The sequence below is a fragment of the Bradyrhizobium sp. CCBAU 53340 genome (assembly GCF_015291645.1).
Classification (GTDB): Bacteria; Pseudomonadota; Alphaproteobacteria; order Rhizobiales; family Xanthobacteraceae; genus Bradyrhizobium.
The window spans coordinates 1040231-1062285 of record NZ_CP030055.1 but is presented as its reverse complement, the minus strand read 5'-3'; the positions used below and the strand labels follow the sequence as shown (position 1 = coordinate 1062285).

General features: G+C 63.9%; 21 protein-coding genes and 1 pseudogene. 8 read left to right on the top strand and 14 right to left on the bottom strand.

Features of this window, described 5'->3' with window-relative positions; translation table 11 throughout:
* Positions 1 to 45 precede the first annotated feature (45 nt).
* The 3 genes from XH89_RS04960 to XH89_RS04950 all read right to left on the bottom strand — a co-directional run bounded on the left by XH89_RS04960 (position 46) and on the right by XH89_RS04950 (position 2273).
* Positions 46 to 801, bottom strand: coding sequence for a hypothetical protein (locus XH89_RS04960; protein ID WP_194466003.1), 756 nt, complete (start codon positions 799 to 801; stop codon positions 46 to 48).
* Between the two features lie 133 nt (positions 802 to 934).
* The gene (locus XH89_RS04955) at positions 935 to 1183 is read right to left on the bottom strand and encodes a hypothetical protein (protein ID WP_194466002.1); all 249 of its coding nucleotides are present in this window, start codon (positions 1181 to 1183) and stop codon (positions 935 to 937) included.
* Positions 1184 to 1307: 124 nt separating this feature from the next.
* Positions 1308 to 2273 carry a nitronate monooxygenase family protein gene (locus tag XH89_RS04950; RefSeq protein ID WP_194466001.1) on the bottom strand — a complete coding sequence of 322 codons (966 nt, stop codon included), beginning with the start codon at positions 2271 to 2273 and terminating at the stop codon, positions 1308 to 1310.
* 107 nt (positions 2274 to 2380) lie between these two features.
* Here XH89_RS04950 and XH89_RS04945 point away from each other — a divergent pair, with 107 nt between their 5' ends.
* The gene (locus XH89_RS04945) at positions 2381 to 3943 is read left to right on the top strand and encodes an AMP-binding protein (RefSeq protein WP_194466000.1); all 1563 of its coding nucleotides are present in this window, start codon (positions 2381 to 2383) and stop codon (positions 3941 to 3943) included.
* Between the two features lie 392 nt (positions 3944 to 4335).
* Here XH89_RS04945 and XH89_RS04940 read toward each other — a convergent pair whose 3' ends face one another.
* The 7 genes from XH89_RS04940 to XH89_RS04910 all read right to left on the bottom strand — a co-directional run bounded on the left by XH89_RS04940 (position 4336) and on the right by XH89_RS04910 (position 10185).
* On the bottom strand, positions 4336 to 5109 hold the full coding sequence (locus XH89_RS04940) for a thioesterase family protein (protein ID WP_194465999.1): 774 nt from the start codon (positions 5107 to 5109) through the stop codon (positions 4336 to 4338).
* A gap of 149 nt (positions 5110 to 5258) precedes the next feature.
* Positions 5259 to 6227, bottom strand: coding sequence for a nitronate monooxygenase family protein (locus tag XH89_RS04935; protein WP_194465998.1), 969 nt, complete (start codon positions 6225 to 6227; stop codon positions 5259 to 5261).
* Between the two features lie 297 nt (positions 6228 to 6524).
* Positions 6525 to 7925, bottom strand: a complete 1401-nt coding sequence (locus XH89_RS04930) for an aspartate ammonia-lyase (RefSeq protein ID WP_194465997.1) — start codon at positions 7923 to 7925, stop codon at positions 6525 to 6527.
* Between the two features lie 29 nt (positions 7926 to 7954).
* Positions 7955 to 8482, bottom strand: a complete 528-nt coding sequence (locus XH89_RS04925) for a hypothetical protein (protein WP_194465996.1) — start codon at positions 8480 to 8482, stop codon at positions 7955 to 7957.
* Between the two features lie 54 nt (positions 8483 to 8536).
* A complete protein-coding gene (locus XH89_RS04920) occupies positions 8537 to 9139 on the bottom strand; it encodes a YqaA family protein (RefSeq protein WP_194465995.1) in 603 nt (200 codons plus the stop codon).
* A gap of 143 nt (positions 9140 to 9282) precedes the next feature.
* Complete coding sequence (hisE, locus tag XH89_RS04915) at positions 9283 to 9687, bottom strand: phosphoribosyl-ATP diphosphatase (protein WP_194465994.1); 405 nt, start codon at positions 9685 to 9687, stop codon at positions 9283 to 9285.
* Between the two features lie 126 nt (positions 9688 to 9813).
* On the bottom strand, positions 9814 to 10185 hold the full coding sequence (locus XH89_RS04910; protein WP_194465993.1) for a hypothetical protein: 372 nt from the start codon (positions 10183 to 10185) through the stop codon (positions 9814 to 9816).
* A gap of 276 nt (positions 10186 to 10461) precedes the next feature.
* Between XH89_RS04910 and XH89_RS04905 the strand changes: the two are divergent.
* The 6 genes and pseudogenes from XH89_RS04905 to XH89_RS04880 form a co-directional block, all read left to right on the top strand.
* Positions 10462 to 10667: pseudogene (locus XH89_RS04905) on the top strand (hypothetical protein); the annotation flags it as partial.
* Positions 10668 to 10792: 125 nt separating this feature from the next.
* Positions 10793 to 12601: a glucan ABC transporter ATP-binding protein/ permease gene (locus tag XH89_RS04900; RefSeq protein WP_194465992.1), complete on the top strand. Its 1809-nt coding sequence runs from the start codon at positions 10793 to 10795 to the stop codon at positions 12599 to 12601.
* A 176-nt stretch (positions 12602 to 12777) separates the two neighbouring features.
* On the top strand, positions 12778 to 14259 hold the full coding sequence (locus XH89_RS04895) for a D-alanyl-D-alanine carboxypeptidase family protein (protein ID WP_194465991.1): 1482 nt from the start codon (positions 12778 to 12780) through the stop codon (positions 14257 to 14259).
* Between the two features lie 196 nt (positions 14260 to 14455).
* Positions 14456 to 16141: a long-chain fatty acid--CoA ligase gene (locus XH89_RS04890; protein WP_194465990.1), complete on the top strand. Its 1686-nt coding sequence runs from the start codon at positions 14456 to 14458 to the stop codon at positions 16139 to 16141.
* A 15-nt stretch (positions 16142 to 16156) separates the two neighbouring features.
* Positions 16157 to 16711, top strand: a complete 555-nt coding sequence (locus tag XH89_RS04885; RefSeq protein ID WP_194465989.1) for a DUF924 family protein — start codon at positions 16157 to 16159, stop codon at positions 16709 to 16711.
* Between the two features lie 108 nt (positions 16712 to 16819).
* A complete protein-coding gene (locus XH89_RS04880; RefSeq protein ID WP_194465988.1) occupies positions 16820 to 17305 on the top strand; it encodes a peroxiredoxin in 486 nt (161 codons plus the stop codon).
* A 125-nt stretch (positions 17306 to 17430) separates the two neighbouring features.
* On the opposite strand, the gene rnhA is transcribed toward XH89_RS04880, so the two are convergent.
* Genes rnhA through ispH form a run of 3 tightly spaced genes read right to left on the bottom strand, consistent with a single transcriptional unit; the run spans position 17431 to position 19850 of the window.
* Positions 17431 to 17895, bottom strand: coding sequence for a ribonuclease HI (gene rnhA / locus XH89_RS04875; protein ID WP_194465987.1), 465 nt, complete (start codon positions 17893 to 17895; stop codon positions 17431 to 17433).
* Positions 17892 to 18875, bottom strand: a complete 984-nt coding sequence (locus tag XH89_RS04870) for a homoserine kinase (protein WP_194465986.1) — start codon at positions 18873 to 18875, stop codon at positions 17892 to 17894. The genes rnhA and XH89_RS04870 overlap by 4 nt, the downstream gene beginning before the upstream one ends.
* A 6-nt stretch (positions 18876 to 18881) precedes the next feature.
* Positions 18882 to 19850 (bottom strand): 4-hydroxy-3-methylbut-2-enyl diphosphate reductase, encoded by a 969-nt coding sequence (ispH, locus tag XH89_RS04865; RefSeq protein ID WP_194465985.1) that lies wholly within the window; start codon positions 19848 to 19850, stop codon positions 18882 to 18884.
* 265 nt (positions 19851 to 20115) lie between these two features.
* On the opposite strand from ispH, the gene XH89_RS04860 reads away from it, so the two are divergent.
* Positions 20116 to 20811 carry a DUF1013 domain-containing protein gene (locus XH89_RS04860; protein WP_194465984.1) on the top strand — a complete coding sequence of 232 codons (696 nt, stop codon included), beginning with the start codon at positions 20116 to 20118 and terminating at the stop codon, positions 20809 to 20811.
* A gap of 326 nt (positions 20812 to 21137) precedes the next feature.
* Here the strand turns inward: XH89_RS04860 and XH89_RS04855 are convergent, their stop codons facing one another.
* Positions 21138 to 21830 (bottom strand): OmpW family protein, encoded by a 693-nt coding sequence (locus XH89_RS04855; RefSeq protein ID WP_371825198.1) that lies wholly within the window; start codon positions 21828 to 21830, stop codon positions 21138 to 21140.
* Positions 21831 to 22055: the final 225 nt, after the last annotated feature.

Sequence of the window (22055 nt, the reverse complement as noted above, 5' to 3'; positions counted from 1 at the left end):
CCGGATGTTCCTGATTCAAAACGGTTCCCGGCAGGGAACGTCGTCTCAGATCTGCTGCGCGACCTTCTCGAGCCCGATGATGCGAGCAAGCTTGCGCACTTCTTCCTTCTGGTCGTCACGCAGCTGGAACAGCAACGGCATCGCGGCCGACTTCAGCTGCTGGACCTCATCGCAATTCGGATCGATCTGCACGTTCGGCCCGTTCGGATTGGAGAGCTTGTTGGCCGAGATCTTCTTGACGACGTTGCGCAAGGCGGTCTCGACCGAGGGCCAGTAATATTCCTGCGACGACGACAATTTCAGGCGATCCCGGATGCCGGCGATCTGCACGTCGGAGAGCAGGGAGTAGGTCTTTTGCGGCTGCGGCTTGGCGACGACCTTCGGCTTTGCCGGAGCTTCGACGGCGGCGGTGGTTTCTGCGGGAGCTGGCGTCTCCAAGGACGCAACCTTCGTCTCGCCAGACTTGGTTTCGACGGCCTTGGTCTCCACGGCCTTCGGCATTGGGAAATCGGACGGTGTGGCCGCGGCAAAAGCCTGACGAAGGGGCTCGATGAGCACCGGGGCCTGTGACAGCTTGTCGGCCGGCACCTGAACCGGCTCAATCGCGGCCGAGGCTAGCGCCAGCGTCGGAACCAAGCGGTCGGCCTTGGCAGCACGGTTGGCGGCGAGCGGCTTGGGCGCGGCCTGGGTGATCATCTCGGCGCTGGCGCTGGGCACGCTGTCGCGGCCAAGAATGGCGGTGGTGGCGGCACCGAGGACGAGGAAGCAGGTCAGCACGGTGATGGTGATGGCTCTGGACAAACGTCTCTCCGGAAGAACCGCTTCACGATGTTGTTAGAGATGCCCGGGAAAAGGGCACGAATTAAGGCTTGAGTGTGCCTTTGCGGCGACAATCACCAAGGTTGCGGCGACAAAGTCAAAATACCCAGTGAAATCAGGCAGCTACTGTCAGATCGTAGGCATCCTGGATGTCGGCGACAATCTCGGAGGCCTCCCAGACCGCGCGCGGCTCGACCGACTGTAGCGTCACCGTCCAGTTGCCGCCCCGGCGGGTGCGGGAGACGCCGACGATGTCGAAGCGGACATTGCGGCAGAGCGGGTGACGGGCCAGCGCGTGGGCGACGCGGACGCGGATTTCATCCAGCGTGGCTGATGTCTTGCGGTTGAGAAAATCGAAATCCATCGCCTGTCCCTCTCGTCCTGATTGGCGGCCGTGAGGGGAATTCTTGGCGGGCGATGGTTAATCTGCCGTTAAGTGAGGGGGCGCCGAGCCATGCGGGATTAACCGTGCTGGGCACCGCGGAACGTCAGCGGCCACCCGCCTCGCGGTACTCCGCGACCGTTCGCGCCACGAGGTCATCAACCGCGATCACGCCGCTGACGCCCGATGTCGAATGTCCCCCGCTCCAGATATCGCGCCAGCGCTTCGGCCTGCTCTCGCGCGCGGTGACGTCGATGTCCTTGCCGATGTCGATCGCGCCGCGCGCCGGCAGGTTGTCGGGATCGAGCCCAGCGGCAACGATCGACGGTTTCAGCATGCTGGTCTGCAATCCGGTGAAGGCGGTGGTGAGCAGGATGTCGTCGGCGCTGCTCTCGACCAGCATCTGCTTGTGCCGCTCGTCCGCCATGCTCTCGCGCGTGGCGATGAACTTCGTGCCCATGTAGCCGAGATCGCAGCCGAGCACTTCAGCCGCATGCAGCGCGCGGCCGTCGCTGATGCCGCCGGCGAGGGCGATGATGCCATCGTAAAACGCGCGCACCGCGCGGACGAAAGCAAACGGATTGAGCCAGCCGGTCTGACCGCCCGCGCCCGCGGTGAGCAGCACCAGCCCGTCAGCGCCCGCCTCCGCCGCGCGCTCGGCGTGCCGGATCGAGGCGACATCCGCCAGCACCAGGCTGCCGGCATCATGCAACGGCCTCAACACCGGCGCGGGCGAACCGACCGAGGTGATGACGATCTCCGGCTTGTGCTTGAGCAGCACGGCGAGATCCTGCTCCAGCCGCGCGTTGGAGCGATGCACGATCAAATTCGGACAAAGCGGCGCAGCCTTGCGGCCGGTCTGATCCCCATGCTGCCGCAACCGTATTGCGATCTCGGTGAACCATTGATCGAGCTGTTCCGTGCTGCGGCAATTCACGGTGGGGAAACTGCCGATCACGCCATTGCGGCACGCGGCGACCATGAGCTCGACGCCCGACACCAGAAACATCGGGGCAGCGATCAAGGGCAGAGCGAGGCGATCGCTGAAGCGTTGCAGTCGATCGGATATCAACCATGCCTCCTTCCGCGGGCTTTGCCGTTCCATCCCGCATTCCCTGTGCTAGCGTCATCGGCAACATTGGCACGTGAGAAGCCGATGACAAAGCAACGAGGAAACATATGTCCGATCCGCTCCACGCATCGTCCCCGACTTGTGCGCAGACGCTACGGGCGCTGGCGCGTTATCCCGGCCGCACGGCTTTCGCGTGGCCCGGCGGATCGCTGAGCTATCAGGGCACCATCGATCTGATTGGACGCATTCAGGGCGTGTTCGTGCGGCTCGGCTTGCAGCGCGGTGCGCGCATGGCGTTCCTGACAGCGAACCGTGCCGATACCTGGTGCGCCGGTGTTGCCGCGCAGTTGTCGCGATGCTGCATTACCTGGCTGCATCCGCTGGGGTCGGAGACGGACCAGCTCTTTCAGCTCGAGGATTCGGAAGCCGAAGTGCTGGTGGTCGATGTGGCCGCCTTTCGCGATCGCGGCGGCGAGCTCGCCGCGAAAGCAACGCGGCTCAAGGCGGTCTTTACGATGGGACCGGCCGACTATGGCGTCGATCTACTGGCGGCGATCGAGGGCGCAGGACATGCCAGCGCGCAGTGCCTCGCAAGCCTCGACGATCTCTCCACGCTGAACTACACCGGCGGTACCACCGGCAAGGCCAAGGGCGCGTTGCGTTACCATCGCGAAAACGCCGGAGCTGCCGGCGCGATCCTCGCCGATTTCGAGATCCCCGACGCCGCGCGCTATCTCACGGTCGCCCCGATCAGCCACGTCGCGGGCACCAAGGTGCTGCCGACCCTGATGCGCGGTGGCACCGTGCACATGCTGAAAGGTTTCGATCCCGAGGCCGTGCTGACGACGATCGCGCGCGAGCGCATCAATTTCACGCTGTTCGTGCCGACGATGATCTACGTGCTGCTCGATCATCCCGCGCTTGCCAAGACCGACCTCTCATCGCTCGAGCTCGTGCTCTACGGCGCCTCCGCGATGTCGCCGGCTCGTTTGATCGAGGGCATCGAGCGCATCGGCCCGGTGTTCTCGCAGCTTTACGGCCAGACCGAATGCTATCCGGTCTCGGTCTTGCGCAAGAGGGATCACGATCCCAAGACGCCGGAGCTGTTTCTCTCCTGCGGCTTTCCGATCGCGGCCTGCGAGGTCAAAATTCTCGACGACAACGACCAGGAGGTGAAGACGGGCGATCCCGGCGAGATCTGCGTGCGTGCGCCGCATGTGATGGCGGAATACTGGAAGCGGCCTGATATCACCGCGGAGACGCTGAAGAACGGCTGGGTCCACACCGGCGACATCGCGCGCCGGGACGAGCGCGGCTACATGTTCATTCTCGACCGCAAGAAGGACATGATCGTCACCGGCGGCTTCAACATCTTTCCGCGCGAGGTCGAAGACGTCCTGTCGGAGCACGCCGATGTCGCGATGGTCGCGGTCGTCGGCATTCCCGACGAGAAATGGGGCGAGGCCGTCACCGCCATCGTCGTGCCGCGCGAGGGCACAAGACCCGATCCGGACGAGCTGATCAATCTGGTGAAGTCGCGAAAAGGCTCGGCGCATGCGCCGAAGCAGATCCAGTTCATCAAGCAGTTGCCGATGACCGGCGTCGGCAAGGTCGACAAGAAGGTGCTGCGTGCGGGCTTCTGGAGCGGCCGGGACCGGATGGTGGGGTAAGTCTTCCTGATTGCATCGGCAGGTTCGGATTACACGCATCGCGCGAAATCCCGGGAAGAAACAGGGTTTTCACCCGGGATTTTACGGGGCCATTGTGGCCCCGGCACCACAATGCGCCGCGGAGTGCGTGCGCGCGCGGCCTGTGCGATTGCCTGCGAATCGGGGAATCAACTAGACCGCTGACGGGGCTGGGAAGCGGAGTGGGACATGAGAGTCGCTTCCCTGGAAAGTGCAGTCGCCGCGGTCACGTTGATCACGGCTATCGTCGTGGTGCTGTGGGAGATCAAGATCTTCTACGGATTCTGAACTGGCAGGATGCGAGGCATCCCTTCCGCGGCGGCGGAAGCCTGCCGTTCAATCGGCAACAATCATCGCGGCGTTTGCCGTCACGTTCACCGCTTCTCGATCACCAGGCTCTGGACAGCGCGGCCGAAATAGCCCTGCCGATCGGCTAGGCGCGACATCGCAAGACCCGCACCGTCAGGACCAATCCAGGATTCGCCGTCGAGCAGGATCCAATCGCCGACCGGCTGGCGCGCGAGGCTCACCGAGAGGTCGGCGTTGATGTAGGTCCAGCTGCGGAAGTCGAGTGTCGAGGCGGTGCCGTTGGAGAAATCGGCGGCGACCACGGCGCGCATCGCCTGCGAGACCGCCTCGCCCTCGACAAGCGGATGGTCGAGTCGAAACCAGATCGCGCCGGCCCCGGCCTGGCCGAAGCGGCCGCGCGCGGCGCGCATCGAGACCATGCCCGCGAACGGACTGGTCGCGCCGTGGCCGTCCTCGACCAGCGAGTCCTCGGGCGGCGGCAGCGTGACCGGCAAGTCCCTGACCTCATCGGGCAAGGGCTGCGACTGTTGCTTGATCTTGAGCACGGTGGCGCTGACGACCTGAACACCATCCGCGAAGAGCTTGATCTCGCAGAGCTGGATCTTGCGGCCCTCGCGCAGCACTTCGGTCTCGATGGTGAGAGACGCCACCGGCACCGGGCGCATCAAATCGATGGTGACGCGTGCGACGTTCATCGGCACGGGCGTTGGAATCCGCTCCGCCGCCCACGTCACCAGCGCTGATGGCGCCGAGCCGTGCTGCATGCGCCGGTCCCAGGGACCGGCAGCATTCGGGCTGGTGACGACGCTGTTGCCGTCGACGCGGTAGATGGCACTCATGCTAGTTCGATATCTCAACTGGCGTTCCCCGGACGCAGCGCAGCGCGCAAGCGGTGCGCTGCAGAGCCGGGGTCCATTTGCGGCAGCGCTGGGTCCCGGCTCTGCGCAGCAGCGTTGCACGCTGCAGCGCGTCCGGGACGCAAGAGCGGTTAGAGCGGCGGATCGATCGCTTCGTCGTATTCCTTCTTGAAGCGCGCGATCAGTTCGGCCGCGGGGACGATGCCCTCGACGCTGCCGATGCCCTGGCCGCTTCCCCAGATCTCCTTCCAGGCCTTCGGTTTGGCGCGCTCGCCGGAGGCGTCGGTGCCGAAATTCATCTTGGACGGATCGGACGTCGGCAGGTTCTCCGGATCCATGCCGGCGGCGAGGATCGACGGCTTCAGATAATTGCCGTGCACGCCGGTGAAGAGATTGGAATAGACGATGTCGTCGGCCGTGGAGCCTGCGATCATCTCCTTGTACTTGTCGACCGCATTGGCTTCCTTGGTCGCAATGAAGGCCGAGCCGATATAGGCGAAGTCGGCGCCGAGGATGCGCGCGGCGCGGATCGCCTTGCCGTTGCCGATGGCGCCCGACAGCGCGATCGGACCGTCAAACCATTTGCGCGTCTCGGCGACGAAAGCGAGCGGCGAGATGGTGCCGGCATGGCCGCCGGCGCCGGCCGCAACCAGGATCAGGCCGTCGGCGCCCTTCTCGATCGCCTTGTGGGCAAACTTTTGATTGATCACGTCGTGGAAGACGATGCCACCCCAGCCGTGAACGGCCTGATTGAGCTCTTCGCGCGCGCCAAGCGAAGAGATGATCATCGGCACCTTGTACTTGGCGCAGAGCTGCATGTCGTGGTCGAGCCGGTTGTTCGACTTGTGCACGATCTGGTTGACCGCGAATGGCGCCGACGGACGCTCGGGATGCGCGCGGTCATAGGCCGCAAGCTCCTCAGTGATCCGCGCCAGCCATTCGTCGAGCAGCTCCGGCGGCCGGGCATTCAGCGCCGGAAACGAGCCGACCACGCCCGCCTTGCATTGTGCGATCACGAGGTCGGGCACCGAGATGATGAAGAGCGGCGAACCGATCACGGGGATCGACAGGCGTCCCTTGAACAGAGCAGGCATGGACATTGCGGAGCGATCCTTTTGTTGGCAGACGCATGAGAGGTTGGGAGCCATACCAACAAGGCAATCTTTCCACTGTCAAGTATTGCGTTGTGGCGCCGTCGCGGATGGCGTAGCCGCAATTCCAACGCGCGGAATTCCGCCCCGGCCGCCTGCCCCCGTCGTCATTGCGAGCGAAGCGAAGCAATCCAGACTGTCTCTGCGGAAAGACCATGGATTGCTTCGTCGCATCAGCGCAAAATTGCTACGCAATTTTGTCGCGAGCTCCTCGCAATGACGGGAAGAGCTGCGGATTACAAAGAACTACCCGATCAAATCCGGATTGATCAGCCGCTCGAACGAGAACATCTCGTCCCATTTCTCCTGCGTCAGCAGCTTGCGTTCGGTCACGACGATCTGGTGCAGCGACTTGCCGCTCTTGTAGCCCTCGCGCGCGATTTCGGCGCATTGCTTGTAGCCGAGCAGCGGCTTCAGCACGGTCACGATGCCGAGCGAGTTCAGCACCATGTTGCGAGTGTGGTCCTCGTTGGCGGTGATGCCGACGACGCAATTCTCGCGCAGGCTGTTGACCGCACGTTCCATGGTGCGGATCGAGAAGAACAGCGCGAACGAGATCACCGGCTCCATCACGTTGAGCTGGAGCTGGCCGGCACTGGCCGCCAGCGTCACCGTGGTGTCGAGGCCGATGACAAGGAAGCTGGTCTGGTTGACGACCTCGGGGATCACGGGATTGACCTTGCCCGGCATGATCGATGAGCCCGGCTGCAATTGCGGCAGATTGATCTCATTGAAGCCGGCGCGCGGGCCCGAAGCGAGCAGGCGGATGTCGTTGCAGATTTTGGTCAGCTTGCTCGCGGTGCGCTTGAGCACGCCGGAGAGCTGCACATAAGCGCCGGTGTCCGACGTCGCTTCGACCAGATCGCCGGCGAGGATGAAGTCGACGCCGGTAAGTGCGCTCAAGTGCCGGACTGCGAGTTTTGGATAGCCGACCGCGGCCGTCACGGAGGTGCCGATCGCGGTAGCGCCGAGATTGATTTCGCGCAGCAGCGCACGCGCTTCCGAGATGCGGTCGACCTCCTCGCCGATGGTGGTACCCCATCCCTTGAATTCGGCGCCGAGCGACATCGGGACCGCGTCCTGGAGATGCGTGCGGCCCATCTTCAGCACACGGTCGAACTCGCGGCCCTTGGCGAAGAAGGCTTCCTGGAGCTGGCGCAGCGCCGTCATGTAGCTTTCGAGCCGCAGGATCAGGGCGAGGCGAAACGCGCTCGGATAGGTGTCGTTGGTCGACTGGCCGTAATTGACGTGGTCGTTGGGACTGACATGCTGATAGTCGCCCTTGGCGAAGCCGAGCGATTCCAGCGCGAGGTTGGCGATCACCTCATTGGCGTTCATGTTGGTCGAGGTGCCGGCGCCGCCCTGGATGAAGTCGGTGACGAATTGCTCCATCATGTCGCCGGCAATGACGCGATCGCAACCGAGGATGATCGCATCGGCGACCTTGGCATCGATCGCGCCGAGATCGCGGTTGGCCATCGCCGCGGCCTTCTTCACGTAACCCAACGCCTTCACGAAGTAAGGCTCCTGGTTCATCGGAATGCCGGTGATGTGGAAGTTCTCCTTTCCACGGATGGTCTGGACGCCGTAGTAGATGTCGTCGGCGATCTCACGCTGTCCGAGGAAGTCCTGCTCGTAGCGGCTCATGGGCGCTCCTTGCTGCTCGCGCGACGTCCCTAGTTCTGGCACAGCGCGCTGGTGACGACGGTATCGGTGCGGCAATCATCCGGTTTGCGTTGCCTGCCGGGAATGAGAACCTTGGCCGAGCACTTCTCGGCGGAGTCGGTATTGAGGCTCTTGCCTTCCTTGTAGCCCTTGCTCTGGCAGAGCTGGTCGGCGGCGGGCTTGCAGTCGGGCGCACCGTTCGAAGAGACCGGGCAAGCCACGCGTCCCGAGACCATGGCCGAGGGTTTGGCCAGCCGCGACAGATCATCGAGGGTCTCGCTGGGACTTTTGATCGGCGGCAGGAACGAGGGCACCTTGTCGAACAGGTTGCTCAATCCGTGGATCAGCCCGCGATCGTCCTCGCCTGACGCCGGGCTCGACGGCGGGGGCGGCGGCGCGACCTGGGGTCCCTGCTCCCGGAGACCAGGGGTCGGCGGCGCGGATTGCGGCCATCCGGTCTCGGCCGCACCGAGCAGGAGCAACACTGCTGACATCAGCGTCCCGAGTCGCACGGCCGAATTGCCGGATCGAACCATCATGCGGGCAACCGTAGCCGAAGCTGGCGCGGCGTCAAAGCGCGGCCCATCCGAATCCTAGATCAGCTTGATCGCCACCACGAAGCCCAACACAAGCACGGCGGCACCGAGCGCCACCCACAGGCCGAGATGCCGCTCGATCCGCTCGCGGATCCAATCGCCATAACGGTTGAGCAGGATCGCGGCGAGGAAAAATCGAATGCCGCGGGCGATGATCGAACACAACACAAATAGCCAGATATTGTAACCAGCGAATCCCGAGGCAATTGTAATGAGCTTATATGGGATGGGCGTGGCGCCCTTACCGATAATGATGAGGGCGCCGTACGTAGCGTAAGATTCGCGAAACGCATCGATCTTGCCGCCGAGACCATAGAGGTGGATCAGCCACTGGCCGACCGAGTCATAGAGCAGCGCCCCTATAGCGTAGCCGAGCAGCCCGCCCAGCACCGAGGTCGCAGTGCAGACCGCCGCATAGACCCAGGCGCGCTGCGGGCGCGCCAGCGACATCGGGATCAGCATCACGTCCGGGGGAACGGGAAAGAAGGAGCTTTCTGCGAAAGCCACGGCACCCATGATCCAGAGCGCGTAGGGCTTGTGAGCGGCGTCGATGCACCAGTCGTAGATACGTTTCAGCATGGCGCCGCGATGAAGCACCATGGGACGGATTTGTCCATCGCCAGTTTTGTGACGGTTAGCGTGATCTGGACCCGAAGGGCCGCGTTAGCGCAAAGTGTGAGCGGTTTTCCGAAAAGATCACGCTCAAACAACAACCTAAAGCGCGATGACGGTTCAATCGCGCTTTAGTGCCGTTTGCGCGCTGCGCGGCCTTCGAGCGCGACAATTGGCCGCCTCGCCGAGATGCGAGGTGATGCCACTTTGGGCAGCTTCATCGACGACTTCGGCAACTTTTCGGCAATGCCCAGCATGTCCTCGCGCCGCGACATCTCGCGCCAGACGTCTTCCGGACGCACGCCGGCCGAGGCCCAGAGCACTGTGAGATTGTAGAGCAGATCGGCACTTTCCCGGACCACGGCCTCGGTGTCACCGTTGACCGCGTCGATCACGACCTCGATCGCCTCTTCCGCCAGCTTCTTGGCCATTTTGGAGGGCCCGCGCTGAAACAGCCGGGCGGTACGCGATGTTGCCGGATCAAGATCCCTGGCCGCGAGCACAGCCAGATATAGCCGCTCAAGCGAATCACTCATGGCTCTGAAAATTACTCTAAACCAATGGCGAGCGCGTTAACGCCCGACAATAAAAGGCAAAACAGGCCGCCGCGGCAAGCGCGACGACCCGTTGTGGTCAATCGTCCGTCACCAAAGCGAGTAGAGCTAGTAGCAGTTCGTGTAGTGGCCCTGGCCGCAAAGCTCCGACGGAGCCGTGCCGCCGTAACGCTGATACTGGTAGTTCGGGCCCGGACCATAATAGGGGCCGTCACCATAGTAGGCGGGGCCGCTATAGTAGGCGGGACCGCCATAATAGCCGGGACCGACGTCGTAGGCGTAGGCATCGCGGGTCGCGGCGATCGCAAGGCCGGTGCCGATGGCGCCGGCAATGGCCGCGCCGGCAAAGGCTGCACCGCCGCCGTGCCAGTGGCGGCCGCCCGCGAACGATGCGGTGGGGGCGACGGTGGTCAGCGCCAGCACCGCGGCAGTGGCGAGCACGGCCTTGCGGCCGGTGAACTTCGAAATTCGGTCAAACATGACTTGGACCCTCCTTGGGACCTTCAACGGTGCCTCGAGACAGGCTCATGTCTTTCAAACACCCGCATCCATGTTGGGTTCCCCAACCCCAACAGAAGCTGAACGGGGTTGCGTGATCATGACGCAACCACCGCTCATCCGCCGTTCAGGTTGATACGTTGAGACTGGCGTGCAGCCGGCGCTGCACAGCCATGCGATGCGGAACCGGCGCGCCCATGGCTCTCTCGATCGCATTCGCGACGCTTGTTGCAAGCTAGTCCGTGCGGCCGAGTCGCGGACGCATTTGCGCGCGTCGCCGCAGGCGACAGCGAGCTCGCTCTCGTCGACATCAACGCGCTCATTCGTTTCGCGACAAGTCCGATGCGCCATCGATCAAGACGGTGCTGGTGCTGTTCAACCGCGCACCAGCCGACGATCTCGCCGTGCTGCGCTATGCCGACTATGGCTGTGAGGCCTACGGCTTTACCATCGTGGTCACCCCCCGTCGCAAGTACCTCCCGCGAAAGCCGGCTCATCAATTGAGCAAAACCGTTAGCTTCCGCTGTATCTCGCGGCCAATCCCTGCTTAGAATATCGGCTCCGTGACCCGCCCGAGTTCTTCGCCCGTATGTCCATTCTCCGCCTCTACACCCGTGTTCTCGAGCTGCTCGGCAAGGAGGCGCGGCTCGGCTGGCTGCTCGCGGTCGCCAATCTCCTGCTCGCGGGCTCGCAGTTCGCAGAACCTGTGCTGTTCGGCCGGATCGTCGACGTGCTCTCGGGCAAGACGGTAGCGGGCTCCAACTCGGCCTGGCCGTTCCTGGTGGCCTGGGTGGCGTTCGGACTGTTCACCATCGCCTGCAGCGCGCTGGTGGCGCTGCAGGCCGACCGGCTCTCCCACCGCCAGCGCCAGGCCGTGCTGACCAGCTATTTCGAGCACATCCTGCAGCTGCCGCTGACCTTCCATTCCGGCACCCATTCGGGCCGGCTGATGAAGGTGATGCTCAACGGCACAGATGCGCTGTGGCGGCTCTGGCTGGGCTTCTTCCGCGAGCATTTTGCCGCGATCCTGTCGGTGGTGGTGCTGCTGCCGCTGTCGCTCTATCTGAACTGGCGGCTGGCGATCCTGCTGTTCGTGCTCTGCGTCGTCTTCACCGCACTGACGACTTTTGTCGTGCGCAAGACCTTCGGCATGCAGATGGAGGTCGAGGAGCATTACAGCGAGCTCTCAGCGCGGGCCTCCGACGCGCTCGGCAATGTCGCACTGGTGCAGAGCTTCGTCCGTGTCGAATCCGAGGTGAAGGGACTGCGCTCGGTCGCCGACGAGCTGCTCGCAGCGCAGATGCCGGTGCTGTCCTGGTGGGCGCTGGTCACCGTCATCACGCGCGCCTCCACCACCATCACGGTGCTCGCGATCTTCACGCTCGGCATCGCGCTGCACGACCAGGGCCTGACATCGGTCGGCGAGATCGTGATGTTCGTGAGCTTCGCGACGCTGCTGATCCAGAAGCTCGAGCAGGTGGTGAGCTTCATCAACAACGTGTTCATGGAAGCGCCGCGCCTGCGCGAGTTCTTCGGCGTGCTCGATGCCGTGCCCGCGGTGCACGACCGGCCCGACGCGATCGATGCGGGGCGCCTCTCCGGCCTCGTCGAATTCAACGACGTCACCTTTTCCTATGACGGCAAGCGGCCGGCGATCGAAGACCTCTCCTTCACCGCGCTGCCCGGCCAGACCATCGCGCTGGTCGGCCCGACCGGCGCCGGCAAGTCGACGGCGATTGCGCTGTTGCACCGCGCCTTCGATCCGCAATCCGGCTTCATCAAGATCGATGGCATGGACGTGCGCGGCGTGACGCTGACCTCGTTGCGGCGGAACATCGGCGTGGTGTTCCAGGAAGCTCTGCTGTTCAACCGCTCGATCGAGGAGAATCTTCGCGTCGGCAAGCCGGACGCGACCGAAGCCGAGATGCGCAAGGCCGCCGAGCGCGCGCAGGCGCTCGAATTCATCGAGCGCAGCGGCGGCTTTGCGACCAATGCCGGCGAGCGCGGCCGCATGCTCTCGGGCGGGGAACGGCAGCGGTTGTCGATCGCACGAGCGCTCTTGAAGGACCCGCCGATCCTGATCCTGGACGAGGCGACCAGCGCGCTCGATGCCGTCACCGAGGCCAAGGTGAATGCCGCTCTCGATGAAGTGATGAAGGGCCGAACCACCTTTGTGATCGCCCACCGCCTCTCCACCATCCGCAACGCCACGCGGATCCTGGTATTCGAGAACGGGCGCGTGATCGAAAGCGGAACTTTCGATGAACTCGTCGCCAAAGGCGGCCATTTTGCCGAGCTCGCCAGAGCCCAGTTCATGGTGCAGGAACAAAAACAGGCGAGTGCCCCGATAGCTGTGGGTACCGCCGAGGCCGCGGCCTCTGCCGCCAAGTCCTCGTAGCACCGTCGAAATTCAGCCTATTTCATTGCGGAATACCCCGGCGAAGCCCCTATTCTCGACGCACAAGCCGGTATAGGTTTGCGACGCCGCAAGCGGCGGCGCTGGATTTCAAAACCGAACATCAGATCACGAGAGCCGTCCGGAACTGGCTGCTCTCCAAGGACCGGAATCGGATAGTGCACGCCTTTCGCCCGCTGCTTCGCAAATCCCTGTTCAATCTGCTCGCTGCGACGCTCGCCGTCGGTGCGCTTGTGGTGCCGCGTTTCGCCAATGCCGAAGCGCTGCTGCTGATCGAAGCCGACAGCGGCAAGGTTCTGCAGGCGGAGAACGCCACCATTCCCTGGTATCCCGCCTCGGTCACCAAGATCATGACCGCCTATGTGACGCTGAAGGCGGTGAAGGACGGCAAGATCACGCTCGACACGCTGGTCACGGTATCGCCGATGGCTGCCTCGCAATCGCCGTCGAAGATGGGGTTCCGTCCGGGAACGCAGCTGACCGTCGACAACGCGCTGAAGATGATGATGGTCAAGTCGGCGAACGACATGGCCGTGGTGCTGGCGGAAGGCGTCGGCGGCTCGATCGACGGCTTCTCCGCCATGATGAACGACACCGCGAAGCGGCTCGGCATGACGCAGACGAGCTACGTCAATCCGAACGGCCTGCCGGCCGACGGCCAGATCACATCGGCACGCGACCTCGGCATTCTCGCGCGCTCGTTCCTGCGCGACCTGCCGGAATACGAATATTTCGTCCACATCCCGGCGATCCGCTTCGGCAAGCGCATCACGCCGAACTTCAACAAGCTGATCGGCCGCTATCCCGGCGCCGACGGTTTCAAGACCGGCTTCATCTGCGCCTCCGGCTACAACCTCGTGGCCTCGGCCACGCGCAACGGCCGCCGGCTGATCGCCGTGGTGCTCGGCGCCAATTCCGGCACCGCGCGCGCGGTGAAGGCGGCGCAGCTCCTGGAGCGCGGCTTCGGCCAGGACAATCTGTCGTGGTTGCGCCCATCGCTCGGCACCGTCGAAAACCTCGTGCCGGTCGATGCCTCGCCGCCCAATTTGCGCGAGGAAATGTGTGGCGGTCACCGCAAGCGTCCGGCCAGCGACGACGACGATGCGTTGATCGCGACCAATGGCGGCACTGGCGGATCGGCCTCCGCGACCGGTGGCGAGGCCCAGGTGACGTTCTTCACGGCCGGCCTCCAGCCGCCTTTGATGAAGGCCTCCGAACTGATGGCCTCGGCGCCTGCGGCCGCAGATCCCGTGCTGGTCTACACTGGCCCGACCCGCACCGGCGCTGCCCTGGTTGCGGCCGTCGCAGCCGACACCGACCAGCAGAATCCGCCGAAGGCGCATGGCAAGAAGTCGCGCGTCGCCAAGAAGCCCGATACCGGCAGCGACGCCAAGACTGATACCAAGAATGACGCCAAGACTGCCGCCAAGACGGCGGCGGCGAAGCCGGCGGCTGCCAAACCCGACGCCGCGGCCAAGGGCGATGCAAAGAGCGATGCCAAGACTGCGGCCAAGCCGGCGGCGATCAAGCATGCAGCGGCCAAGCCAGCGGAGAAGCCGGCGAGCGGAGATCAGGCGGCCAAGCCCGCCAAACCCAAGGCGGCCACCAAACCTGCGAAGCCCGCGCCCAACAACAGCTAGGGTTAGCGGGCTGAAGCCGTTAGGTCGCGACCGCACTTCGCACCTGCGGCAGCCATTTGCGACGATTCCAGTAGCCTCTCCCCGGCCTTTGCCCTAAGCCTCGACCGCTTGCCAGCCGTTCCGGCAGGCTCGATACTGGCGGCAATGAGGCAGCCCGAGACACAACGGGCTCTGAAGTTGAGAGAGGGGAGTTTCCATGGAGCGCATCTGGCTCAAGCAATATCCGCCCGGCGTACCCGCTGATATCGAGCCGACGCAATACGCATCGCTGGTCGACCTGCTGGAGGAGAGCTTCGCCAAGTTCGCCGACCGCAAGGCGTTCATCTGCATGGACAAGGCGATCAGCTATCGCGACCTCGACCAGATGTCGCTGGCGCTCGCCGCCTATCTGCAGGGCCGCGGCCTGCAGCGCGGCGCCCGCGTCGCGATCATGATGCCGAACGTGCTGCAATATCCGGTCGCGACCGCCGCGGTGCTGCGCGCCGGCTTTGCCGTCGTCAACGTCAACCCGCTCTATACCCCGCGCGAGCTCGAGCATCAGCTCAAGGATTCCGGCGCCGAGGCTGTCATCGTGCTGGAGAACTTCGCTCACACCGTCGAACAGGTGATCGCCAAGACGCCGGTCAAGCACGTCATCGTCGCCAGCATGGGCGATCTGCTCGGCTTCAAGGGCGTGATCGTCAATCTGGTCGTCCGCCGGATCAAGAAGATGGTGCCGGCCTTCGCGCTGCCGGGCTCGGTGTCGTTCAACGATGCGCTCGCGGCCGGTCGCGGCCAGACCTTCAACAAGCCGAAGCTGTCGCCGGGCGACGTCGCGTTCCTGCAATATACCGGCGGCACCACCGGCGTCTCCAAGGGCGCCACCCTGCTCCACCGCAACATCGTCGCCAACGTGCTGCAGAACGACGCCTGGCTGCAGCCAGCGCTCAACGCGCCGCCGCATGTCGAGCAGCTCATGATCGTCTGCGCGCTGCCGCTCTATCACATCTTCGCGCTGACGGCCTGCTACCTGCTCGCAGTGCGCGCCGGCGGCTGCAATCTCTTGATCCCGAACCCGCGCGATATCGCGGGCTTCGTCAAGGAGCTCGCGAAGTACCAGGTCAACAGCTTCCCGGCCGTGAACACGCTCTACAACGGCCTGATGCACCATCCTGATTTCAAGAAGCTCGACTTCTCGAAGTTGAAGATCTCCAACGGCGGCGGCATGGCGGTGCAGCGCCCCGTGGCCGATCAATGGAAAGCGATCACCGGCTGCTTCATCGCCGAAGGCTACGGCCTGTCCGAGACCTCACCGACGCTGACCTGCAATCCGGCGACGGCAACGGAGTTCACGGGCACGATCGGCATCCCCGTGCCTTCGACCTGGATCTCGATCCGCGACGACGACGGCAACGAGCTGCCACTCGGCCAGGCCGGTGAGATCTGCGCCAAGGGCCCGCAGGTGATGTCGGGCTATTGGAACAGGCCGGAAGAGACGGCGAAGGTGATGACGCCCGACGGCTATTTCCGCACCGGCGACATCGGCGTGATGGACGAGAAGGGCTACACCAAGATCGTGGATCGCAAGAAGGACATGATCCTGGTCTCCGGCTTCAACGTCTATCCGAACGAGATCGAGGAAGTGATCGCGAGCCATCCGGGCGTGCTGGAATGCGCCGTGATCGGCATCCCCGATGCCAAATCAGGCGAGGCGGTGAAAGCCTTTGTCGTCAAGAAGGATCCCAACCTCACGGCCGAGGACGTGATCAAGTTCTGTCACGAGCAGCTCACCGGCTACAAGGTGCCCAAGCACATCGAATTCCGCACCGACCTGCCCAAGACCAATGTCGGCAAGATCCTGCGCCGCGAGCTGCGCGACGAGAAGAAGGCCCAGGCGGCGTAAGGTTGCGTTTGCCTCATGACTGACATCGGCAATATCGCGCCAGCAGGCATTCTCGCCTTCTGGCGCGAGGCCGGCCGCGACGCCTGGTACAAGCGCAACGACGCTTTCGATGCGGAAGTCCGGCACCGCTTTCTCGCGCTGTGGCAGCAGGCCGCTGCAGGCGAGCTGGCCGCATGGGAAGACAGCGATGACGGCGCGCTCGCGCTCGTCATCGTGCTCGACCAGTTTCCCCGCAACATGTTCCGCGGCACGCCACAGGCCTTTGCCAGCGACGCGCTGGCGCGCGACGTCGCCCGCCGCGCCATCGCGCGGGGCACGGATCGCAGGGTCGATCCCCTCCTGCTCGAATTCCTCTATCTGCCCTTCATGCATTCCGAGCATATGCCCGACCAGCTGCACTGCGTCGCGCTGTTCGAAAGCATCGACAACGCCGAAAACCTGAAATACGCCCGGGAGCACGCCGACATCATCCAGCGGTTCGGCCGCTTCCCTCACCGCAACCGCCTGCTCGGCCGCAAGACCACCGAGGCGGAGCAGGCCTTCCTCGACGGCGGCGGTTTTGCCGGCTGATGACATAACGGTGAAGGGCCGCCTGCCGCTCAGCTTCTTCCGCCGGCAATATTGTGCAGTCCGGCCGCACGGTCTAAAAAGCGGGACCGATTTTCAGGGAGACTGACGATGGCAATCCAAGTTGGCGACAAGCTGCCCGAGACGAAATTCCGCGTGATGACGGCGGAAGGTCCGCAGGTGAAGACCACCGACGATATCTTCAAGGGCAAGAAAGTGGCGCTGTTCGCGGTGCCCGGCGCCTACACCGGCACCTGCCACAAGATGCATCTGCCGAGCATCTTCCTCAATGCCTACGCGATGAAGGACAAGGGCGTCGACACCATCGCGATCGTCTCGGTCAACGACGCTTTCGTCATGAACGCCTGGAAGCGCGACACCGACCAGCGCGACGAGGCGATCTTCCTCGCCGACGGCAATGCCGACTTCGCCAAGTCGATCGGCATGGAACTGGACGCCTCCGGCAACGGCCTCGGCATCCGCTCCAAGCGCTATTCGATGCTGGTCGAGGACGGTGTGGTCAAGAAGCTGAACCTCGAGGCGATGCCCGGCAAGGTCGAGGTGTCGGGCGGCGATACGCTGCTGGGGCAGCTCTGAGCTTTAGCCCCTCTCTTCCCAAGGATGACGTTATGCCCGGGCTTGTCACGGGCATCCACGTTCTTGGTCGTGCGCAGTAAGGCGCGGATGGCCGGGTCAAGCCCGGCCATGACGACTGGGAAGACCTACTCCGCCAAACGCTGCTGCAATCTCGCCTTCACAATCCCGTCCCGCGCAAGCTGATCGGCGCGCTCGTTCTCGGGATGGCCGGCGTGGCCCTTGACCCAGTGCCAGCGGACCTCGTGCGCCTTCAGCGCGGCATCGAGGCGCTGCCATAGCTCGACGTTCTTGACCGGCTTCTTGTCGGCGGTGCGCCAGCCATTGCGCTTCCAGCCGTGGATCCAGCCGGTGATGCCCTGACGGACATATTGGCTGTCGGTGTAGAGATCGACGGTGCACGGCTTCTTCAGCGCTTCGAGCGCCGAGATCGCCGCCATCAATTCCATCTGGTTGTTGGTGGTGTGGCGCTCGCCGCCGTTCAGCTCTTTTTCCTTGTCGCCGAACTTCAGGATCGCGCCCCAGCCGCCAGGCCCGGGATTCCCGGAGCAGGCGCCGTCGGTGAAGATCGTGACATTGGGAAGCTCGCTCACGCGACCAGTCCTGACGGCATCAGCCCGTAATCGCGCGCGCTGGAAACGCTCTGATGGAAGCGCAGCTTGCGGACATATTCGAGGGGATCCTTCGGCTTCACCAGCGCGCCCGGGGGCACGTTGAGCCAGTCGACCAGCCGCGTCAGCAGGAAGCGGATCGCAGCCCCGCGTGCGAGCAGCGGCAGCGCGGCCTCTTCCGCCTCGGACAGCTTTCTCACCCGCCCGTAGGCGTTCAGGAAGGCGCGCGCCTTGGTGACGTTGAAGGAATGGTCCGGCTCGAAGCACCAGGCGTTCAGGCAGATCGCAACGTCATAGGCCAGCATGTCGTTGCAGGCGAAGGTGAAGTCGATGATGCCCGAGAGCTTGTCGCCGAGGAAGAAGACGTTGTCGTTGAAGAGGTCGGCGTGGATCACGCCCTCGGGCAGATTGGTCGGCCAGACCCCGCCGGAGAGATAATCGAGCTCGGCCGAAAGAAACGCGCGCAGGCCCGGCTGCACTTCGTCGGCACGATCCGCCGCCGCATTGAACAGCGGCCGCCAGCCCGCGACCGACAGCGCGTTGGCGCGCTTGATCGTAAAGTTCGCGCCAGCCAGATGCATCCTCGCCAGCCCCTCGCCGACGCCGGCACAATGCACAGCGTTCGGCTTGCGCGGCCAGATGCCCTCGAGAAAGGTGATGATCGCAGCGGGCCGTCCCTGCAGCTCGTGCAGCGCCTCGCCGTCTTTCGCCTTCACCGGCAGCGGGCAGCTCACGCCGTGCTCGGCCAGATGCGTCATCAGCGCGAGGAAGAACGGCAGATCGTTCTTCGCCACGCGCTTCTCATAGAGCGTGAGGATGAACGATCCTTGGCTGGTGTGCAGCAGGAAGTTGGTGTTCTCGACGCCCTCGGCGATGCCCTTGTAGGAGAGCAATTCGCCGAGATCGTACTGCTTCAGGAAATCCGCAAGCTCGTCGGCGGCAACGTCGGTGTAGACCGCCATGCAAGACTACTCGGCGGCAGCTTCGGGGCGCACCTGACGCGGCAGCGGGAAGAACTCGTTCTCTTCCGCGGCCGAGACCGTCTCCACATGGAGCGTATAGCGCTCGGCGAACGCGTCCATGATCTCCTCGACGATCACTTCCGGCGCGGATGCGCCCGCGGTGATACCAAGGCTGGTGATGTTGCCGAACTTGTCCCAGTCGATGTCGGCGGCGCGCTGCGCCAGCACCGCGATCTTGCAGCCCTCGCGCTCGGCGACCTCGCGCAGGCGCTGCGAGTTCGACGAATTGGGAGCACCGACCACGATCAGGGCGTCGACCACCGGCGCCACCTTCTTCACCGCGAGCTGGCGGTTGGTGGTGGCGTAGCAGATGTCTTCCTTGTGCGGGCCGTTGATGTTCGGGAAGCGCTCCTTGAGCAGCGCCACGATCTCGGCGGTGTCGTCGATCGACAGCGTGGTCTGGGTCACGAAGGCGAGATTGTCGGGGTCCTTCGGATTGATGGTCTTGGCATCCTCGGCGGTCTCGATCAGGGTGACCGCGCCGGCCGGCAGCTGGCCGAGCGTGCCGACCACTTCGGGATGATGCGAATGGCCGATCAGGAAGATCTCGCGGCCGCGCTTGAAGTGGATCGCGGCCTCGCGGTGCACCTTGGTCACCAGCGGGCAGGTCGCATCCAGCGAGAACAGATTGCGGGACTGGGCGTCGGCGGGAACCGACTTCGGCACGCCATGGGCCGAGAACACCACGGGCGCCGTGGTGTTGTCCGGGATCTCCGCGAGCTCCTCGACGAAGATGGCGCCTTTCTTCTTCAACCCGTCGACGACGTATTTGTTGTGCACAATCTCATGGCGAACATAGACCGGGGCGCCGTACTTATCGAGTGCCCGTTCCACGGTGTCGATCGCCCGAACCACGCCGGCGCAGAAGCCGCGGGGAGAACAAAGCACGATCTTGAGGTCTGGTTTGGCTGACATTGAGCGATCTCGGGACCGAATCACCCGTTTCGCCTTCTGGCGGGGGCGGTCGATGGGTGGAAAGGGGCTAAAAACGGTCTGCTTGGACTTCACAGCGACTTCAGAGGGAATTGGGCCCCCTTTCGGGCGCTGTCAAGGCACTATCTATAGCAGAACCATTGCGTGGCTACCCCCTCCGGGCTTATATAGCGCGAATTCCCTGTCATCGCTGATGACCACCGGTTTCGCCTCCTGAGGGGTGGGCGAAGCACAAAGGAGATTTGCCATGAGCAACGCACCTCTGATGCCCAAGGCGACCGCCGTCTGGCTGCTCGACAACACTGCGCTGACCTTCGACCAGGTCGCCGATTTCACCAAGATGCATCCCCTCGAGGTGCGGGCGATCGCCGACGGCGACGCCGCTCAGGGCATCAAGGGCATGGATCCCCTTTCCAACGGCCAGCTGACCCGCGAAGAGATCGAGAAGGGCGAGAAGAACCCGGACTACCGGCTCCGTCTCCAGGAGAGCAAGGTGGTGCTGCCGCCCCAGCCCAAGCGCAAGGGTCCGCGCTACACCCCGGTGTCGCGTCGTCACGAGCGCCCCAGCGCCATCCTCTGGCTGCTGCGCAGCCATCCGGAGCTCAAGGACGCGCAGGTCATGCGCCTGGTCGGCACCACCAAGAGCACGATCGCGAGCGTGCGCGATCGCACCCACTGGAACACGTCCCAGCTGACGCCGATCGATCCTGTGACCCTCGGCCTCTGCTCGCAGATCGAGCTCGATTTCGAAGTGGCACGCGCGGCCAAGGAAAAGCCGATCGATGCAAACTATGGCGGCGCGACCCTGCTGCCGGCCTCCGAGACCACCAAGAAGGACGAGTACGAGCCGTCGGAGAAGTCGAGCGACGACCTCAATGTCGACGCCGTGTTCGCCAAGCTGAAGACCCTCGGCGGCAAGAAGCACGAGGAAGAGGAGGAGTAGGCCTCTCTCCTCCTTTTCGTTATCCAAACGCAAAACGCGGCGGAGCAATCCGCCGCGTTTTGGTTTTCGAACTAGAGCTTTCCCGGCGCGGCTGATGCCCCGGGATATCCAGGAAGCGCTGTTCGACATTGCCGTCAAAGACCGCCCCGGCGATCGCGACGCATTGGCGAAGCTATTGCACGAGCGGCATCCGCGAACGGTGCACGCGGGATAGCGGAATCTCTGCTCGCTGGTTGCGACGATGCCGTGCCGCCGGGATGGTCTCCCGATATCCGATCGAAGACATGAGGCCGCGGCGCCGGGTCCCACCCGGCGCCGCGAAATCGTCAGAACTTGTAGGTCACGCCGCCGCCGACCAGCCAGGGATCGATATGCGCCGTGCCGGTGACGGGCAGTCCGCTCACGGTTGCGGTGTAGTCCGGCCGCAGCCAAAGCTTCTTCACGTCGACGTTGAGACCCCAGTGCCGGTCGAGCATGTAGTCGAAGCCGAACTGCACGGCGCCGCCGAAGGCGTTGCTGACATGCAGGGCCGTGGTGGTCGCAACGATCGCGGGCGGCCCGACGATGGCAGCGGGCGTGTTGGCGGCCGAGTTGTTGAAGAACACCGTGTAGTTCACGCCGGCGCCGATATAGGGCTTGAACGCGCCGAAATTGTCGAAGTGATATTGCAGCGTCAGCGTCGGCGGCAGCAGCGTGGTCTTTCCGATTGGCAGGTTCGCAAGCGAGCCGGTACCGCTGATCGAATGCCTGGTCACGCCAAGGATCAGCTCAGCCGCAATGTTCTTCGTGAAGAAGTAGCTGATGTCGAACTCGGGCACGACCTGATTGCTGATCGAGAGGCCGGAATTCGGCGACGACAGCGACGGCACGCCAGCGACATTGACGGTCGAACCGCCGGCATCCGGCAATACGCCGAGCACGCGCAGACGCACCATCCAGGGATTGAAACTTTCGGCCGGCGGCGGCGCCTTCGTGTAAACGGGCAAATCGGCCGCGTGCACCGAGGCAAAAGTCCCCATGAGTAGCGCGCCCGCCGTTACGAGCCGCGTCAAGTTTCTTGTCGTTCGCTGCATTTCAATCCCCTTCAGCCAAAACCGCGCTTCGTTGCGCGACATCAGCGTCAGAGCAGAAAGGCGATGGCTGAGGATTTGACGTCGATCAAATCAGGACCAACGCGGCGCGATTTGGCCACGGCGTTGCAGATGTGTCACGTGGCGGGGCGACAAGTCGTGCAGCATAATTCC

What these genes read in the sequence shown, in the direction of transcription:
- XH89_RS04935 (WP_194465998.1), bottom strand. Translation starts at nt 6,227, where the DNA reads ATGTCCATGCCTGCTCTGTTCAAGGGACGCCTGTCGATCCCCGTGATC.
- XH89_RS04860 (WP_194465984.1), top strand. Translation starts at nt 20,116, where the DNA reads ATGAGCAACGCACCTCTGATGCCCAAGGCGACCGCCGTCTGGCTGCTC.
- XH89_RS04910 (WP_194465993.1), bottom strand. Translation starts at nt 10,185, where the DNA reads ATGTTTGACCGAATTTCGAAGTTCACCGGCCGCAAGGCCGTGCTCGCC.
- XH89_RS04900 (WP_194465992.1), top strand. Translation starts at nt 10,793, where the DNA reads ATGTCCATTCTCCGCCTCTACACCCGTGTTCTCGAGCTGCTCGGCAAG.
- XH89_RS04885 (WP_194465989.1), top strand. Translation starts at nt 16,157, where the DNA reads ATGACTGACATCGGCAATATCGCGCCAGCAGGCATTCTCGCCTTCTGG.
- XH89_RS04930 (WP_194465997.1), bottom strand. Translation starts at nt 7,925, where the DNA reads ATGAGCCGCTACGAGCAGGACTTCCTCGGACAGCGTGAGATCGCCGAC.
- XH89_RS04955 (WP_194466002.1), bottom strand. Translation starts at nt 1,183, where the DNA reads ATGGATTTCGATTTTCTCAACCGCAAGACATCAGCCACGCTGGATGAA.
- XH89_RS04925 (WP_194465996.1), bottom strand. Translation starts at nt 8,482, where the DNA reads ATGATGGTTCGATCCGGCAATTCGGCCGTGCGACTCGGGACGCTGATG.
- XH89_RS04870 (WP_194465986.1), bottom strand. Translation starts at nt 18,875, where the DNA reads ATGGCGGTCTACACCGACGTTGCCGCCGACGAGCTTGCGGATTTCCTG.
- XH89_RS04940 (WP_194465999.1), bottom strand. Translation starts at nt 5,109, where the DNA reads ATGAGTGCCATCTACCGCGTCGACGGCAACAGCGTCGTCACCAGCCCG.
- hisE (WP_194465994.1), bottom strand. Translation starts at nt 9,687, where the DNA reads ATGAGTGATTCGCTTGAGCGGCTATATCTGGCTGTGCTCGCGGCCAGG.
- XH89_RS04880 (WP_194465988.1), top strand. Translation starts at nt 16,820, where the DNA reads ATGGCAATCCAAGTTGGCGACAAGCTGCCCGAGACGAAATTCCGCGTG.
- XH89_RS04920 (WP_194465995.1), bottom strand. Translation starts at nt 9,139, where the DNA reads ATGGTGCTTCATCGCGGCGCCATGCTGAAACGTATCTACGACTGGTGC.
- XH89_RS04855 (WP_371825198.1), bottom strand. Translation starts at nt 21,830, where the DNA reads ATGGGGACTTTTGCCTCGGTGCACGCGGCCGATTTGCCCGTTTACACG.
- XH89_RS04890 (WP_194465990.1), top strand. Translation starts at nt 14,456, where the DNA reads ATGGAGCGCATCTGGCTCAAGCAATATCCGCCCGGCGTACCCGCTGAT.
- ispH (WP_194465985.1), bottom strand. Translation starts at nt 19,850, where the DNA reads ATGTCAGCCAAACCAGACCTCAAGATCGTGCTTTGTTCTCCCCGCGGC.
- XH89_RS04945 (WP_194466000.1), top strand. Translation starts at nt 2,381, where the DNA reads ATGTCCGATCCGCTCCACGCATCGTCCCCGACTTGTGCGCAGACGCTA.